12 protein-coding genes are annotated in these 17,153 nt (G+C 60.6%); 9 read left to right on the top strand and 3 right to left on the bottom strand.

Features of this window, described 5'->3' with window-relative positions; translation table 11 throughout:
- Positions 1 to 147: 147 nt before the first annotated feature.
- Complete coding sequence (gene pdxB, locus N005_RS26175; RefSeq protein WP_047703827.1) at positions 148 to 1,290, top strand: 4-phosphoerythronate dehydrogenase PdxB; 1,143 nt, start codon at positions 148 to 150, stop codon at positions 1,288 to 1,290.
- 105 nt (positions 1,291 to 1,395) lie between these two features.
- On the opposite strand, the gene N005_RS26170 is transcribed toward pdxB, so the two are convergent.
- The gene (locus N005_RS26170) at positions 1,396 to 1,575 is read right to left on the bottom strand and encodes a PA1571 family protein (RefSeq protein WP_047703826.1); all 180 of its coding nucleotides are present in this window, start codon (positions 1,573 to 1,575) and stop codon (positions 1,396 to 1,398) included.
- A 404-nt stretch (positions 1,576 to 1,979) separates the two neighbouring features.
- On the opposite strand from N005_RS26170, the gene N005_RS26165 reads away from it, so the two are divergent.
- Together N005_RS26165 and N005_RS26160 are read left to right on the top strand one after the other, a co-directional pair.
- Positions 1,980 to 3,758: an ABC transporter transmembrane domain-containing protein gene (locus N005_RS26165; RefSeq protein WP_162843614.1), complete on the top strand. Its 1,779-nt coding sequence runs from the start codon at positions 1,980 to 1,982 to the stop codon at positions 3,756 to 3,758.
- Between the two features lie 60 nt (positions 3,759 to 3,818).
- Positions 3,819 to 4,847 (top strand): Fic family protein, encoded by a 1,029-nt coding sequence (locus tag N005_RS26160; protein ID WP_047704173.1) that lies wholly within the window; start codon positions 3,819 to 3,821, stop codon positions 4,845 to 4,847.
- 174 nt (positions 4,848 to 5,021) lie between these two features.
- Here N005_RS26160 and N005_RS26155 read toward each other — a convergent pair whose 3' ends face one another.
- Positions 5,022 to 6,950, bottom strand: a complete 1,929-nt coding sequence (locus tag N005_RS26155) for a transglycosylase SLT domain-containing protein (RefSeq protein ID WP_047703824.1) — start codon at positions 6,948 to 6,950, stop codon at positions 5,022 to 5,024.
- A gap of 213 nt (positions 6,951 to 7,163) precedes the next feature.
- Here N005_RS26155 and N005_RS26150 point away from each other — a divergent pair, with 213 nt between their 5' ends.
- Positions 7,164 to 9,080 (top strand): ATP-binding cassette domain-containing protein, encoded by a 1,917-nt coding sequence (locus tag N005_RS26150; RefSeq protein WP_047703823.1) that lies wholly within the window; start codon positions 7,164 to 7,166, stop codon positions 9,078 to 9,080.
- Between the two features lie 153 nt (positions 9,081 to 9,233).
- Here N005_RS26150 and N005_RS26145 read toward each other — a convergent pair whose 3' ends face one another.
- Entirely contained in the window at positions 9,234 to 9,674 is a 441-nt protein-coding gene (locus N005_RS26145) for a universal stress protein (RefSeq protein ID WP_024777909.1), read from the bottom strand.
- A 102-nt stretch (positions 9,675 to 9,776) separates the two neighbouring features.
- Here N005_RS26145 and N005_RS26140 point away from each other — a divergent pair, with 102 nt between their 5' ends.
- The 5 genes from N005_RS26140 to topA all read left to right on the top strand — a co-directional run bounded on the left by N005_RS26140 (position 9,777) and on the right by topA (position 17,127).
- Entirely contained in the window at positions 9,777 to 10,214 is a 438-nt protein-coding gene (locus N005_RS26140) for a hypothetical protein (protein WP_047703822.1), read from the top strand.
- A 488-nt stretch (positions 10,215 to 10,702) separates the two neighbouring features.
- On the top strand, positions 10,703 to 12,850 hold the full coding sequence (fadB, locus tag N005_RS26135; RefSeq protein ID WP_047703821.1) for a fatty acid oxidation complex subunit alpha FadB: 2,148 nt from the start codon (positions 10,703 to 10,705) through the stop codon (positions 12,848 to 12,850).
- A 30-nt stretch (positions 12,851 to 12,880) separates the two neighbouring features.
- The gene (gene fadA / locus N005_RS26130) at positions 12,881 to 14,056 is read left to right on the top strand and encodes an acetyl-CoA C-acyltransferase FadA (protein ID WP_047703820.1); all 1,176 of its coding nucleotides are present in this window, start codon (positions 12,881 to 12,883) and stop codon (positions 14,054 to 14,056) included.
- A 106-nt stretch (positions 14,057 to 14,162) separates the two neighbouring features.
- Complete coding sequence (locus N005_RS26125; protein WP_047703819.1) at positions 14,163 to 14,399, top strand: DUF1653 domain-containing protein; 237 nt, start codon at positions 14,163 to 14,165, stop codon at positions 14,397 to 14,399.
- Between the two features lie 115 nt (positions 14,400 to 14,514).
- The gene (topA, locus tag N005_RS26120; protein WP_047703818.1) at positions 14,515 to 17,127 is read left to right on the top strand and encodes a type I DNA topoisomerase; all 2,613 of its coding nucleotides are present in this window, start codon (positions 14,515 to 14,517) and stop codon (positions 17,125 to 17,127) included.
- Positions 17,128 to 17,153: the final 26 nt, after the last annotated feature.

Below are 17,153 nucleotides of genomic sequence, written 5' to 3'. Positions count from 1 at the left end.
CGCTCGACTGCGCAGCAGTCGCAAAATCTAAGGGGCGCTTCGCACCCCAGCGGGGATAAATCCCCTCGCCACAACATCATTCTTAACCACTAATGCGCAGACACACCGGAACGCCTACACTGCCCACCCCGCCAAAGGAGCTTTGCCATGCTGATCGTCGCCGACGAAAACATTCCCCTGCTCGATGCCTTTTTCAAGGACTTCGGTGAGATCCGCCGGGTGCCGGGGCGCGGCATCGACCGGGACACGGTCGCGCAGGCCGATGTGTTGCTGGTGCGCTCCGTCAGCCGGGTCAATCGTGCCTTGCTGGAAGGCAGCAATGTGCGTTTCGTCGGCACTTGCACCATCGGCACCGATCACCTGGACCTGGACTACTTCGCCGAGGCCGGCATCCGCTGGGCCAGTGCGCCTGGCTGCAATGCCCGTGGTGTGGTGGACTACGTGCTGGGCAGCCTGATGACCCTGGCCGAAATCGAAGGCGCGGACCTGCGGCAGCGCACCTTCGGCGTGGTCGGCGCAGGTCAGGTGGGCGGGCGTTTGATCGCAGTGCTCAAGGGGCTGGGTTGGGACGTGAAGGTGTGCGATCCACCCCGTCGGGCAATCGAGGGTGGTGATTATGTGAGCCTGGAACAGATCATCGAGCAGTGCGACGTGATCAGCTTGCACACCCCCCTGACGCGCGACGGCGAGCATCCCACCTTGCATCTCTTCGATGAGCCGCGCCTGAGCAGCCTCAAGCCCGGTACCTGGCTGATCAATGCGGCCCGCGGGCCAGTGATCGATAACACCGCGTTGCGCAATGTGCTGCTGGAGCGTGAAGACCTGCAAGCGGTGCTGGATGTCTGGGAGCAGGAGCCGACGGTGGACGTGGACCTGGCGGACCTGTGCGTGATCGCCACGCCGCACATTGCCGGCTACAGCCTCGATGGTCGCCAGCGCGGCACGGCGCAGATCTATGAAGCCTTGTGCGCGTTCCTGGAGGTACCGGTTGCGGTCAGCCTCGGCGATCTGCTGCCTCGTCCCTGGTTGGGCGGCATCACTCTGGACGCTGCCACCGATCCCGCCTGGGCGCTGGCCGCGCTGTGCCGTGGCGTATACGACCCGCGTCGTGACGATGCGGACTTCCGCCGTAGCCTGGTGGGAACGGTCAGCGAGCAACGCAGCGCTTTCGATGCCCTGCGCAAACATTACCCGCCACGTCGGGAGATCGACAGCTTGAAGGTGCGCATTGAAGGGCAGTCAGCGGCGTTGCAGCAGATCGTGAGTGCGCTGGGTGCCACCCTCATTTGATCCACGGGGTTGCTGTTGTGGCGAGGGAGCTTGCTACAGGGTGGTAGAGTCCATGGGCACAAAAAACCCGACATCTAGGTCGGGTTCAATCGAAGACGGGCTGTATCACTTTTGTTCGGCAGGCTTGACCAGTCGTTCTTCCAGTTCGCTGCAGGCTTTCTGGATCATCTCTTCGGTGATCGGTACTTCGCGCCCTTGGGCGTCGATGAACGAGCAGCCCAGGGACTGGTCCGGTTGCGTGCGGATCACTTGAATCTTGTCGTCGCTGCTGTGTTGCAAGGACATGGCCTGTCTCCTCATCAGGTTGTGTGCCTACTGTATTGTCGTCAGGTGACTGAGAAATGACACTCCTTGTCGGTCATGGCGACAGCTCTACTCAAACAGAAATACTTGTACGTTTCCAGTCAGACTTTAGACCGATACTCTCTAGGCTCTGTACGAAAAGCCTTGATACTCGTTCATGCTGCGTTGAAAACAGCCTCGGAATGCTCATGTACTCCAGTACAGTCGGACGCGACCCCGGGCGTTCCTCGGCTGTTTTCGCCTTGCCTGACCTTCGTCTCAAGACTTTTCGTACAGAGCCTAGTCGGTAGTCGTCGCGGTCATATTTAACCTGACTCATTCTGATTCAAAGAGGTTCCGCCGCGCTTCGGTACTGTCGCCCCATTCTTTCCCTGTTGCATTATCGGATGCTACTGATGCTTTCGTCCCGACATCGCCGCGCCATTGGCCTGGCCAGTGGTTTTATCGCTCCTTACCGCAAGCAGGTCGCCGGTGCATTGCTGGCGCTCATCGTCACGGCGGGCATCACCCTGTCCATGGGGCAGGGTATCCGGCTGCTGGTGGACCAGGGTTTCATGACCCGTTCTCCGCAGTTGCTGAACCAGTCCATCGGCTTGTTCATGGTGCTGGTGATAGGCCTGGCGATCGGGACTTTCTCCCGGTTCTACCTGGTGTCGTGGATTGGCGAGCGCGTGGTGGCCGACATCCGGCGACAGGTTTTCAACCATCTGGTGTACCTGCACCCGGGGTTCTATGAAAACAACCGCAGCTCGGAGATCCAGTCACGCCTGACCGCCGACACCACCTTGCTGCAATCGGTGATCGGTTCCTCCTTGTCATTGTTTCTGCGCAACGCCCTGATGGTGATCGGCGGCATCGTGCTGTTGTTCATCACCAACCCCAAGCTCACCAGCATCGTGGTGATTGCCCTGCCACTGGTGTTGGCGCCGATCCTGGTGTTCGGGCGTCGGGTACGCAGCCTGTCTCGCCAGAGCCAGGACCGCATCGCCGATGTCGGCAGCTACGTTTCCGAAACCCTGGGCCAGATCAAGACCGTGCAGGCCTACAATCACCAGGTCCAGGATGAGCGACGCTTTGCCGTCACGGTGGAGCAGGCGTTCGAGACCGCACGCAAACGCATCGCCCAGCGGGCCTGGCTGATCACCCTGGTGATCGTACTGGTGCTGGGGGCGGTGGGCGTGATGCTCTGGGTGGGCGGTATGGACGTGATCGCCGGACGGATTTCCGGCGGTGAGCTGGCGGCGTTCGTGTTCTACAGCCTGATCGTCGGCAGCGCCTTCGGTACGCTGAGCGAGGTGATCGGCGAGCTGCAGCGGGCCGCCGGCGCGGCCGAACGTATCGCCGAATTGTTGCGCTCGCAGAACATCATCCAGCCTCCAACCTCGGACCTGATAACGTTGCCCGAGCGGGTCCGGGGCGATCTGCGTCTCGAAGGCGTACGGTTCTCCTATCCGTCCCGGCCGGAAAGCTTTGCGCTCGATGGCCTGGACCTGACGGTCAATGCCGGCGAGACCCTCGCCCTGGTCGGACCGTCCGGTGCGGGTAAGTCGACGGTGTATGACCTGCTATTGCGCTTCTACGACCCGGCCCAAGGCCGGATCCTCATCGACGATGTGCCGTTGACCCGACTCGACCCCCTGGACCTGCGCCGTCATTTCGCTCTGGTTTCACAGAACCCGGCGCTGTTTTTCGGCACCGTGGAAGAAAACATCCGCTACGGCAATCCCGACGCCACTGCCGAGCAAGTGCGCGAAGCGGCCCGGATCGCCCATGCCCACGACTTCATCGAAAAGATGCCCGAGGGCTACCAGACCCACCTGGGCGACGGTGGCCTCGGATTATCCGGCGGCCAACGCCAACGCCTGGCCATCGCCCGGGCATTGTTGGTGGACGCGCCGATCCTGCTGCTGGACGAAGCCACCAGCGCCCTCGACGCGCAAAGCGAACACCTGATCCAGCAAGCCTTGCCCAACCTGATGAAAAACCGCACCACCCTGGTCATCGCCCACCGTCTGGCCACGGTGAAGAACGCCGACCGGATCGCGGTGATGGATCAGGGCAGGGTGGTGGCGGTGGGCACGCATCAGGAACTGGTTGCCAGCAATGAGCTGTATGCGCGGTTGGCGGCGTTGCAGTTCAACCAGCAAGGGGAGGTGGCTCAATGAGTGCTGTTGGCGCCCATGTGGGGCATCATGTCGTACTGTTTATCTGGCTTGGATAAGGGTATGAGTCGTTACGCGCCACCGTTGACATTGACGACCCGGATGCTGGGGTTGATTGCTGACATCAGCGAGCAGATCGGTCAGCTTTCGGCTGTCAATGATCACCAACAGACTCCGCAATTGCGCCGTGGAAACCGGATCCGCACGATTCACGCCTCGTTGGCGATTGAAAACAATACCTTGAGTGTCGAGCAGGTCACTGCGGTTCTGGCCGGACAGCGGGTGTTGGGGTTACCCCGTGAGATCCAGGAAGTGCGCAATGCCTTTGCCGCTTACGAGGCCATGCCTGATTGGGGGCCTGACAGTCGGACCGACCTGCTTCGAGCACATGAGCTACTGATGCAGGGCTTGATTGACGATGCAGGGCAGTTTCGCCGTGCTGGAGTAGGTATCTATCGGGGCGACCAATTGGTGCATATGGCTCCGCCCCCCAGCCGTGTGGGGCATCTGATCGACGATCTGCTGGCGTGGGTCGGGTCATGCGATTGGCATCCGCTGGTGATCAGCTGCGTTTTTCACTATGAATTCGAGTTCATTCACCCGTTCGCTGACGGGAACGGGAGAATGGGGCGTCTCTGGCAAACCCTGATTCTCAGCCGGTGGAGGCCGATTCTGGCTTATTTGCCGGTTGAGGCAGTCATTCGCGACCAACAGGACGCTTACTACGCTGCATTATCGGCCGCCGACCGGCTTGCCGAGGCAACGCCTTTCGTGGAGTTCATGCTGCAGTCGCTGAACATCGCACTTGGGGAGGCGATTCGTAATGAGCCGACCACCGACCTAGTAACCGACCTAGTAACCGACCCAGTAGCCAAGCTGCTTCAAACACTGGGCAGCGGGCCTCCACTGAAAATCAGTGAGCTGATGGGGAAATTGGGATTGGTACACAAGGCTACCTTTCGGGGTAACTACCTCAAGCCGGCATTGACGGCGGGCTTGATCGAGATGACCGATCCAGAGTCGCCCAGCAGTCCGACGCAACGGTATCGCCTCACTCTGCCAGGCAAGCAGGCCTTGGCACAGCTTGGCTGAGACTTGCTGGCACATACCCCCCAATGTGGGAGCGAGCCTGCTCGCGATAACGGTATGTCAGCTTGCGGTGATGTGATTGTGCTGACGCCATCGCGAGCAGGCTCGCTCCCACAGGTTTATTTGCTTCTCAGGTACAGCTTGCCGCTTGAAGCTTGATACTCGTCGCTACTGCGCTCACTGATCGTCAAAATACCGCTCATGCCAGTCCACCAGCGGTTGCGGCGAGTTGAGTTTCTGGCCATAGATCACCGAGTAGGACAAGACGTTCTGCACGTATTGGCGGGTTTCGTCGAAGGGGATGCTTTCGACCCAGACGTCGAAGCTCAGGTGATCGGCGCCGCGCAGCCATTGGCGTACGCGGCCGGGGCCGGCGTTGTAGGCGGCCGAAGCCAGGACGCGGTTGCCGTTGAACTGGCTGTGGACCTGGCTCAGGTACGCTGCGCCGAGTTCGATGTTCTTGTCCGGATCCAGCACCTGCTGGGGCGAAGCCAGGGGAATGCTGAATTTGCGCGCGGTTTCCTTGGCGGTACCGGGCATCAATTGCATCAGGCCGGCGGCGCCCACGCCGGAGCGCGCGTCATCCATGAAGGCGCTTTCCTGGCGGGTGATCGCGAACACCCAGCTCGAATGCAGACCACGGACCTTGGCTTCGCGCACCAGGGTATCGCGGTGCGCCATCGGGAAACGGATGTCCAGGTCGTCCCAGTACTTGGCCTGGCTGATGGTGCGGATGGCCGGGAAATACCATTTCAGGTCGTAGGCCAGCTTCGCCTGGGCGACCATTTCGTCGCGGCTGAAATGCCGGCTAACGTGATACCACTCGCGGCGCCCGTCGACGATCTGCCCGCGGGCATGGAATTCCAGGGCCCGGCGGACACCCGGCGTGTTGCGCACTTTGTTGATCAGCGCCTGGCTCAGCACCAAGGGCTTGTTGGCGAGCGAGTAGGGCGATTGGGAGCGGTCGGCGGCCAGGAAACCATAGAAATCCCGCTCGCGGGCCAGGTGTTTGTAGAGCGTCAAGGCTTCGGGGTTCTGCGGTTGAGCCAGCTCCAGGCTGCGGGCCTGCCAGTAACGCCAGCGGTTGGTGGTGGCCAGTGACTCGGGCAGGCGACGGGTCAACTGATAGGCGTCGTCCCAGCGACCCAGGCGCAGCAGCAGGCGCAGGCGCCATTCGGAAACCGTGTCGTCTCGCAGTTCCGGGTCATATTGGGTCATCACGTCGAGGGCGCGACTGTCGAAGCGCTTGGCCAGGGTCAGGCCGATCTCCCGGGCGATGGCGACTTTTTCGTCGCGGGAAAAATGCATGGTGCTGGCGTAGCCGTCCAGCAATGCCATGGCTTTATCCGGATCCTGGCGGGCGAGGCGACGCAGGCCGAGGCTGACGATGTCCGACATCGGCTCATCGGCCGGGACGAAACGCGAGGGCTGGTTGAGCAATTCGGGTTTCTGCGCCACGTCCACCAGCAATTTGCCGCGAGGGGCGAGGGTGACCAGGCCGCTGACCAGGCTGTTGGCCAGTGGATAGTTGCGGGCCTGGGCCGCCAGTTTGGCGCGCTCCCAGCGTTTCTGCTCGGTCAACTGGCCTTGGGAGGCCCACAGGCCGAACAGCGCGTCGCAGGCCTGGGGTTGGGATTTACCGGTGAGCCAGAGCTTTTCCGTATTGGCGTAGCCCTCGGCCTTGAGGCCATGGCTGAGCTGGTACTGGGCGTTGAGGCAGTCCAGCTCGGTGAAGTTGAGCTTGGGGTCGTAGTATTTGACGAAGGTCGCCCAGTCGCCGCGCTCGGCCAGCCAGCGCAACCAGCGCAGCTTCATCCAGTTGGCCTGGGGCAGGTCGCCGTGTTCGGCGAGGAACTTCTCGATTTCGGCGTTGCTCGCGCTCTTGAGGCGAGCGGTCAGTTCGTCATAGGCCAGGTAGGGTTCCAGCGGGTAATCGCGCAGGGCCTGGCTATAGCGAAAATAGGGGCCGGAATCACCCTTGGCCAAGGCTCGCTTGGCTTCATCGTAATATTGGCGCTGGGTAGATATATCCACCGCTTGAGCGGTTTGAACGGCAGTGGCACACACAAAAAAACAAGACAGAACAGTAATAAGGCGACTGCGCATGAGACATCCGGGCAGAAAAAACATGAAAAGCCCAAGGGGTAACCCAGGGTAACTGTCTGTAGCTTAGCCTTTTGCCAGCAACCGGCGAAAGCTTTGCGGGGTCGTCGGCGCAAGTTCGCAACATTTGTTATGCAGAGTGCTTCAACGAAGAAAATGGCGGACCCCTGAAGTCTCATCTCAGGTAGAATGCGCGCCCGGTTTTTGGAGAAGCTCATGACCCTGCTCAAATTCAGCGATGTGTCCCTTGCTTTCGGCGCGATGCCGTTGTTGGACAAGGTGTCCTGGCAGATCGCCCGTGGTGAGCGGGTGTGCATCATCGGCCGTAACGGTACCGGCAAGTCCAGCATGATGAAGCTGGTCAAGGGCGACCAGAAGCCCGACGACGGCTCGGTCTGGCGTGCCCCCGGCCTGAAAATCGGTGAGTTGCCCCAGGAACTGCCGTTGGCCGACGAGCGGACGGTGTTCGATGTGGTTGCCGAAGGCCTGGACGGTGTCGGCGCGCTGCTGGCCGAATATCACCACCTGAGCCAGAACATCGTCACCGATGCCGACCTGGAAAAACTGATGCATGTGCAGCACGACCTCGAAGCCCGCGACGGCTGGCGTCTGCAGCAACTGGTCGACAGCACCCTGAGCCGCCTGCAACTGCCGGCCGACAAGACCCTGGCCGAGTTATCCGGCGGCTGGCGTCGTCGCGTGCTGCTGGCCCAGGCCCTGGTTTCCGAACCGGACCTGCTGCTGCTCGACGAACCGACCAACCACCTGGACATCGGCGCCATCGCCTGGCTTGAAGAAGCCTTGAAGGATTTCCAGGGGGCGGTGCTGTTCATCACCCACGACCGTTCCTTCCTGCAGAACCTGGCGACCCGCATCCTTGAGCTGGATCGTGGCGGCCTGATCGACTGGAACGGCGACTACGCCAGTTTCCTGGTGCACAAGGAAGCGGTCCTGGCGGCGGAAGAAACCGCCAACGCGTTGTTCGACAAGCGCCTGGCCCAGGAAGAAGTCTGGATCCGCCAGGGCATCAAGGCCCGTCGTACCCGTAACGAAGGTCGCGTACGCGCCCTCAAGGCTTTGCGCGTCGAGCGCAGCGAGCGTCGCGAGCGCACCGGCAAGGCCAATATCCAGCTGGAAACCGCTGAAAAATCTGGCAAGCAGGTGATGGTGCTGGAAAACGTCAGCTTCGCCCATCCCGACGGGCCGTTCCTGGTCAAGGACTTCTCCATGGTCCTGCAGCGCGGCGACCGCATTGGCCTGCTGGGTGCCAATGGCACCGGCAAGACCACCTTGCTCAAGCTGATGCTCGGTGGCCTGGTGCCGTCCAGCGGCAAGGTGGAAGAGGGGACGAAGATCGATGTCGCCTACTTCGACCAGTTGCGTCACCAGTTGGACCTGGAAAAGACCGTGATCGACAACGTGGCCGAAGGCCGCGACTTCATCGAGATCGATGGCCAGAGCCGCCATGTATTGAGCTACCTGGGTGATTTCCTGTTCAGCCCCCAGCGTGCCCGTACGCCGGTCAAGGCGCTGTCCGGTGGCGAGCGCGCCCGTCTGCTGCTGGCGAAACTGTTCAGCAAGCCGGCGAACCTGCTGGTGCTCGACGAACCGACCAACGACCTGGACGTGGAAACCCTCGAATTGCTGGAAGAAGTGCTGTTGACCTTCAACGGTACCGTGCTGATGGTCAGCCACGACCGGGCATTCCTCGACAACGTGGTGACCAGCACCCTGGTATTCGAAGGCGAAGGTCGGGTTCGCGAATACGTCGGCGGGTATCAGGACTGGCTGCGCCAGGGTGGCTCACCACGGCTCTTGGGCGTGACCGAGAGCAAGTCCGGCAAGGCCGACTTGAATTCGGCCGTGGTCAAGGCCGAGCCTGCTCCGGTAGCTGCCGCAGCCCCGACCCCGGCCAAGAAGAAGCTCAGCTACAAGCTGCAGCGCGAGCTGGAAGCGTTGCCGGGTGATATCGATGCCAAGGAAGCGCAGATTGCCGCAGTTCAGGCCGAGATGGCCGATGCCGGCTTCTACCAGCGACCGGCTGCGGAAACCGCCAAGGTGATTGCGCACCTGGAGCAGTTGCAGGCTGAGTTGGATGCGCTGGTGGAGCGTTGGGCCGAGCTGGATGCGTAATCCCTCATAGCCTGAATCATTGTGGCGAGGGAGCTTGCTCCCGCTGGGCTGCGAAGCGGCCCCATTTTTTTGTGAGTGCTTTGCACTCAAGCGGGAGCAAGCTCCCTCGCCACAAGTTTCATTGAATGCCCGAGTGAACAGTTCCCACAGGGGTTATGCGCGCTTGACCAGGTGCACCGCCAGCACATCGCAAGGCGCGCCATGCAACACGTCGTTGGCGGTGGAACCCAGCAGCAGCGCCAGGCCATGGCGTCCATGACTGCCGACGACGATCAGGTCGCAACCCTGTTCCTTGGCCAGGTGATGGATCTCCTGGCGCGGCTGGCCGTAGGTCAGGTGGCTGTTCTCCCGTTTTAAATCCGGGTATTTCACGATCAGGCGGTCGAGGCGTTCCTTGGCCTGATCGAACTGCTGTTGCTGCAGTTGGGAAAGGTCCATGGGGACATCGCCGCCAAAGGCCATGGCCATCGGCTCGACGATATGCACAAGTGACAGTTTGGTCTCTCGGCCATCGCACAGGGCGCGAGCGCGTTTTATGACGGGATCGCATTCTTCAGTGAGGTCGACGGCGACCAGGATGTGTTCGTAGTACATGAAAAGCACTCCAGAGAATGGCGATACGGTTAAGTATGGCTGGTTTCAAGCGCATTGACGGCGACCTGGGTCAATGGCTCATCAGAATTCGGGAGTACAGATATGACGGTCTGGATAGTGGTGTCAATCCTGCTGGTGGTATTAAGCCCTCTGGCATGGTTGCGGCCGTCCCGTGTACAGAGCGGTCGCATGGCCCTGCGCATGGAGGCCCGTCGCCTCGGCCTGGCCATGCAATTGGTGCCTCAGGAATGGCCGCACTGGATCGATCCCCAGCCTCCAAACCCCTGCGCGCAGTACCATCGGCCCCGGCGCGGCAAGCAGCCGGTCTGTTGGAGTTACTGGCAAAGCGCACCGGGCGCCTGGGTCAATCAGTGGCGGGAAATTTGCCAGGACGAGTCGTTGCTCGAGCATTTCCGGAAGCTGCCTGCCAACGTCTACAAGATCGAAGCCGACCGGCAGATGATCACCCTGTACTGGGGCGAGAAGGGCGAAGCCGCTGTTTTGCAGGATATTGCAGCGGTGCTCAAGGCCCTGGCCTGACCCATAAAAAAGCCCGACAGTCGCATCGGGCGGGTTGGCCAGGCAGGCCGTAAACCAATTCAATTCGGGCGTTCGTTCGCAACGCCCTCGCGCCAAGCGCTTCAGTAACGTATCCGCCAGCATAGCCGGTTGTAACCATCGCGCCCGGAATTAGGGCGACTTTTCTAATTATTGATCTTATGAATGTCTGCACATGCAGCGTTGTGTTGCGGATCTGCAGGGTGACGGAAATGACCGTCAAGTCGCATCCAGGGCCTTGTTTAGGGCGATTGACAATTGTCGGAAATTCCGTGAAGGTGACGTACCCAAATCAAACGGGCGTATGAATTGAGCGTTTGTATTTTCCGAACGTTCCTATAGAACCCCGACTATCGCGTTGACGGGTGTGCCTGGCGGATTGGCGTAGCATCGACGGTAAACGTCAATGCCGAACCAGTGGTCAGCGTTCAACGTGTACTGTTCAGCTTCCATATCGTGGAGATCAGTTGATGATTTACGAAGGTAAAGCCATCACGGTTAAGGCTCTTGAAAGTGGCATCGTCGAACTGAAGTTCGATCTCAAGGGTGAGTCCGTCAACAAGTTCAACCGTCTAACCCTGAATGAATTGCGTCAGGCCGTGGACACTATCAAGGCAGACGCTTCGATCAAGGGTGTGATCGTCAGCAGCGGCAAGGACGTCTTCATCGTCGGTGCCGATATCACCGAATTCGTCGACAACTTCAAGCTGCCCGATGCCGAACTGATCGCTGGCAACCTCGAAGCCAACCGTATCTTCAGCGACTTCGAAGATCTCAACGTACCGACCGTCGCGGCCATCAACGGCATCGCCCTGGGTGGCGGCCTGGAAATGTGCCTGGCAGCGGATTATCGCGTCATGTCTTCCGCCGCCAAGATCGGCCTGCCGGAAGTCAAGCTGGGCATCTACCCGGGCTTCGGCGGTACCGTGCGCCTGCCGCGCCTGATCGGTGCCGACAACGCCATCGAGTGGATTGCCGCCGGCAAGGAAAACCGTGCCGAAGACGCGCTGAAAGTCGGCGCCGTGGATGCCGTGGTCGAACCTGCCAAGCTCCAGGAAGCGGCCGTTGAATTGATCAAGCGCGCCATCAGCGGCGAGTTCGACTACAAGGCCAAGCGTCAGCCGAAGCTGGAAAAACTCAAGCTCAACGCCATCGAGCAGATGATGGCTTTCGAAACCGCCAAGGGTTTCGTGGCCGGTCAGGCGGGCCCGAACTACCCGGCGCCGGTCGAAGCGATCAAGACCATCCAGAAAGCCGCGAACTTCGGTCGCGACAAGGCCCTGGAAGTCGAAGCCGCCGGTTTCGTCAAGCTGGCCAAGACCTCGGCGGCCCAAAGCCTGATCGGTCTGTTCCTCAATGACCAGGAGCTGAAGAAAAAGGCCAAGGCCTACGACGAAATCGCCCGTGACGTGAAGCAGGCCGCCGTGTTGGGCGCCGGCATCATGGGCGGCGGTATCGCCTATCAGTCGGCGTCCAAAGGCACGCCGATCCTGATGAAGGACATCAATGAGCACGGGATCGAACAGGGGCTGGGCGAAGCTGCCAAGCTGCTGGTGGGTCGCGTCGACAAAGGTCGCATGACCGCGGCGAAGATGGCCGAAGTGCTCAACGGCATTCGTCCGACCCTGTCCTATGGCGATTTCGGCCATGTCGACCTGGTGGTCGAAGCGGTCGTCGAGAACCCGAAGGTCAAGCAAGCGGTATTGGCTGAAGTCGAAGACAAGGTCAAGGAGGACACGATCCTCGCGTCGAACACCTCGACCATTTCCATCTCGCTGCTGGCCAAGGCCCTCAAGCGTCCGGAAAACTTCGTCGGCATGCACTTCTTCAACCCGGTGCACATGATGCCGCTGGTGGAAGTGATCCGTGGCGAGAAGTCCAGCGAACTGGCCATTGCCACCACCGTTGCCTACGCCAAGAAAATGGGCAAGAACCCGATCGTCGTCAACGACTGCCCGGGCTTCCTGGTCAACCGCGTGCTGTTCCCGTACTTCGGCGGTTTCGCCAAGCTGGTCAGCGCCGGCGTGGACTTCGTGCGCATCGACAAGATCATGGAAAAATTCGGCTGGCCGATGGGCCCGGCCTACCTGATGGACGTGGTCGGTATCGACACCGGCCACCACGGCCGCGACGTCATGGCTGAGGGCTTCCCGGACCGCATGAAGGACGACCGTCGTTCGGCTGTCGACGTGCTCTACGAAGCCAAGCGCCTGGGCCAGAAGAACGGCAAGGGCTTCTACGCCTACGAGACCGACAAGCGCGGCAAGCAGAAGAAAGTGGCCGATCCGTCGGTGCTGGAAGTGCTCAAGCCGATCGTCTACGAGCAACGCGAAGTCACCGACGAAGACATCATCAACTGGATGATGATCCCGCTGTGCCTCGAAACCGTGCGTTGCCTGGAAGATGGTATTGTCGAGACCGCCGCCGAAGCCGACATGGGCCTGGTCTACGGTATCGGTTTCCCTCCATTCCGTGGCGGTGCGCTGCGCTACATCGATTCGATCGGTGTGGCCGAGTTCGTTGCCCTGGCTGACCAGTACGCTGATCTGGGCGCGCTGTACCACCCCACCGCGAAGCTGCGTGAGATGGCCAAAAATGGCCAGAGCTTCTTCGGTTAAGCGCCCAACGACTAGAGCGAGAGAACATTTATGAGCTTGAATCCTAGAGACGTCGTGATTGTCGACTTCGGTCGTACGCCGATGGGCCGCTCCAAGGGCGGCATGCACCGCAACACCCGCGCCGAGGACATGTCGGCGCACCTGATCAGCAAACTGCTGGAACGCAACGTCAAGGTCGACCCGAACGAAGTCGAGGACGTGATCTGGGGCTGTGTGAACCAGACCCTGGAGCAGGGCTGGAACATCGCCCGCATGGCCTCGCTGATGACCCAGATCCCTCACACCTCGGCCGGCCAGACCGTCAGCCGCCTGTGCGGTTCGTCCATGAGCGCGCTGCACACCGCTGCCCAGGCGATCATGACCGGTAACGGCGATGTATTCGTCGTCGGCGGTGTCGAACACATGGGCCACGTGAGCATGATGCATGGCGTCGATCCGAACCCGCACATGTCGCTGTACGCGGCAAAAGCCTCGGGCATGATGGGCCTGACCGCGGAAATGCTTGGCAAGATGCACGGCATCACCCGCGAACAGCAGGATGCCTTCGGCGTGCGCTCCCACCAACTCGCCCACAAGGCGACCGTGGAAGGCAAGTTCAAGGATGAGATCATCCCGATGCAGGGTTACGACGAGAACGGTTTCCTGAAACTGTTCGACTACGACGAAACCATTCGTCCGGAAACCACCCTGGAAAGCCTGGCGACTCTCAAGCCTGCCTTCAACCCCAAGGGTGGTACTGTGACAGCCGGTACCTCGTCGCAGATCACCGACGGCGCTTCGTGCATGATCGTGATGTCGGCCCAGCGTGCCCAGGACCTGGGCATCCAGCCGATGGCGGTGATCCGTTCCATGGCCGTGGCGGGTGTGGACCCGGCGATCATGGGCTATGGTCCTGTACCGGCTACGCAGAAAGCCTTGAAGCGTGCCGGCCTGAGTATTGCCGATATCGACTTCTTCGAGCTCAACGAAGCGTTCGCCGCGCAGGCCCTGCCTGTGCTGAAAGATCTGAAAGTGCTCGACAAGATGAACGAGAAGGTTAACCTGCACGGCGGCGCGATCGCCCTGGGTCACCCGTTCGGTTGCTCCGGTGCGCGTATCTCCGGCACGTTGCTGAACGTCATGAAACAGAACGGCGGCACTTTTGGCGTGTCCACCATGTGCATTGGTCTCGGCCAGGGCATCGCCACTGTCTTCGAACGCGTCTAAGCGTTGCGTCGATGGAAGCCGGGGCCAAGTGCCCCGGTTTTTGTTTTTCCGGGTTTAAAAGAAAATTTTGTTTTTATTTTGAAAAGATTTCAGTGAGGGCCGAAGCATGCCGATACAACCTGGGCTCTACCAGCATTACAAAGGTCCGCAGTACCGCGTGTTCAGCATTGCGCGGCATTCCGAAACCGAGGAAGAAGTGGTCTTCTATCAAGCCCTGTATGGCGATTACGGCTTTTGGGTGCGTCCCTTGAGCATGTTCCAGGAGTCCGTCGAGGTTGACGGCGAACAAGTGCCGCGCTTTGCTTTGGTGCAGGCCGAAGAGAGCATTTTCGCCAAGCCTTGAGGCCAACTTGCGGGCAACCCTGTGCTTGACCTCACCTTGCAGCCACTATATATAGCGGTGCCGCGTCAGGCGCCAACCGCCTTTCACTTTTTAGAATTCAGGAATTTTCTGATCCATGGGCAAATCGCTGGTCATTGTGGAATCCCCGGCTAAGGCCAAGACCATCAACAAGTATCTGGGCAACCAATACGTGGTGAAGTCGAGTATCGGCCATATCCGAGACCTGCCCACCAGCGGTTCGGCTAGCGCCAGCAAGGAGCCAGCCGCCAAGCGCGGCAAGGCGGCTGCTGGTGAAGCGCCGGCGCTGTCGGCAAAGGAAAAGGCGCGCAAGCAACTGGTCTCACGCATGGGGGTCGATCCGGAACACGGCTGGAAAGCCAAGTACGAGATCCTCCCGGGCAAGGAAAAAGTCATCGAAGAACTGCGTCGGCTCGCTAAAGATGCCGACACCATCTATCTCGCGACGGACTTGGACCGCGAAGGGGAAGCCATTGCCTGGCACCTGCGCGAAGCCATCGGTGGCGATGACAGCCGCTACAAGCGCGTGGTGTTCAACGAAATCACCAAGAAGGCCATCCAGGAAGCGTTTTCCGAGCCGGGTGAGCTGGACATCGACCGGGTCAATGCCCAGCAGGCGCGTCGTTTCCTCGATCGCGTGGTGGGCTACATGGTTTCGCCGTTGTTGTGGGCCAAGATCGCCCGTGGCCTGTCCGCCGGACGGGTGCAGTCGGTGGCGGTGAAGCTGGTGGTGGAACGCGAGCGGGAGATCCGCGCGTTCATCCCTGAAGAGTACTGGGAAGTCCACGCGGACCTGGGCACCGCCAAGGGCGCCAGCGTGCGCTTCGAAGTGGCCCGGGAAAAAGGCGAAGCCTTCAAGCCACTGAACGAAGCCCAGGCCATGGCGGCCCTGGAGAAACTCAAAGCCTCCACGTACAGCATCGTCAAGCGTGAGGACAAGCCCACCAGCAGCAAGCCATCGGCGCCGTTCATCACGTCCACACTGCAGCAGGCCGCAAGCAACCGCCTGGGCTTCGGTGTGAAGAAAACCATGATGATGGCCCAGCGTCTGTACGAAGCCGGCTACATCACCTATATGCGTACCGACTCGACCAACCTCTCGGCCGATGCTGTGTCGATGGCGCGCACTTATATAGAAAGCGAGTTCGGCAAGAAGTACCTGCCGGACACGCCGAACGTCTACAGCAGCAAGGAAGGCGCACAAGAGGCTCACGAAGCGATTCGTCCTTCCGATGCCAACACCGAGCCGAGCAAGTTGTCAGGCATGGAGCGCGATGCCGAGCGTCTCTACGAGCTGATCTGGCGCCAGTTCCTGGCTTGCCAGATGCTGCCGGCGCAATACCTGTCCACCACCGTCAGTGTCGGCGCCGGGGATTTCGAGCTGCGCGCCAAGGGCCGTATCCTGAAATTCGACGGTTATACCCGCGTCATGCCGCAGATCACCAAGCCTGGGGACGACGACGTCTTGCCGGACATGGCCCAGGGCGACGTGATGAAGCTGATCAAGCTCGATCCGACCCAGCATTTCACCAAGCCGCCGGCTCGTTACTCGGAAGCCAGCCTGGTCAAGGAAATGGAAAAACGCGGCATCGGTCGTCCTTCGACCTATGCGGCGATCATTTCGACTATCCAGGATCGCGGCTACGTGGCGCTGCACAACCGTCGCTTCTATTCGGAAAAGATGGGCGACATCGTGACCGAGCGGTTGTCCGAAAGCTTCTCGAACCTGATGGACTACGGCTTCACCGCCGGCATGGAAGAGCATCTCGACGATGTGGCCCAGGGTGAGCGGGACTGGAAGAACGTCCTCGACGAGTTCTATGGCGACTTCAAGAAAAAACTCGAAGTGGCCGAAAGCCCTGACAGTGGCATGCGGGCCAACCAGCCGGTGATGACCGACATTCCGTGCCTGACCTGCGGTCGGCCGATGCAGATCCGTACCGCGTCCACTGGCGTCTTCCTGGGGTGCTCGGGCTACAGCCTGCCGCCCAAGGAACGCTGCAAGGCGACGGTCAACCTGGTGCCCGGCGATGAAATCGCCGCGGACGACGAGGGCGAGTCCGAATCCCTGGTGCTGCGTGGCAAGCATCGCTGCCCGATCTGCAGCACGGCGATGGACGCCTACCTGCTGGATGAAAAGCGCAAGCTGCACATCTGCGGTAACAACCCGGATTGCGCGGGCTACGAGATCGAAGAGGGCACCTATCGCATCAAAGGCTACGAAGGGCCGAGCCTGGAATGCGACAAGTGTGGCAGCGAGATGCAGCTCAAGACCGGCCGTTTCGGCAAGTTCTTCGGCTGCACCAACCCGACCTGCAAGAACACGCGCAAGCTGCTCAGGAGCGGTGACGCCGCGCCGCCGAAGATGGACCCGGTAAAAATGCCGGAGCTCAAGTGCGAGAAGGTCAACGACACCTACATCCTGCGTGATGGTGCGTCCGGCCTGTTCCTGGCGGCCAGTCAGTTCCCGAAAAACCGCGAGACCCGCGCACCCTTGGTGATGGAGCTCTTGCCGCACAAGGACGAGATCGATCCGAAGTACCATTTCCTCTGCGAAGCACCGCAGAAGGATCCGGACGGCCGCCCGGCGGTGATTCGCTACAGCCGCAAGACCAAGGAGCAATACGTGCAGACCGAAGTCGACGGCAAGCCTACGGGCTGGAAGGCGTACTACGACGGCGGTAAATGGACGGTGGAAGACAAGCGCTGATTGATGGAGCAGGGGGGCTTCCCCTG

Source organism: Pseudomonas mediterranea CFBP 5447 (assembly GCF_000774145.1).
Taxonomy (GTDB): domain Bacteria; phylum Pseudomonadota; class Gammaproteobacteria; order Pseudomonadales; family Pseudomonadaceae; genus Aquipseudomonas; species Aquipseudomonas mediterranea.
Note: the sequence above shows the minus strand (reverse complement) of the source record. Positions and strands in the feature narration are given on the sequence as shown.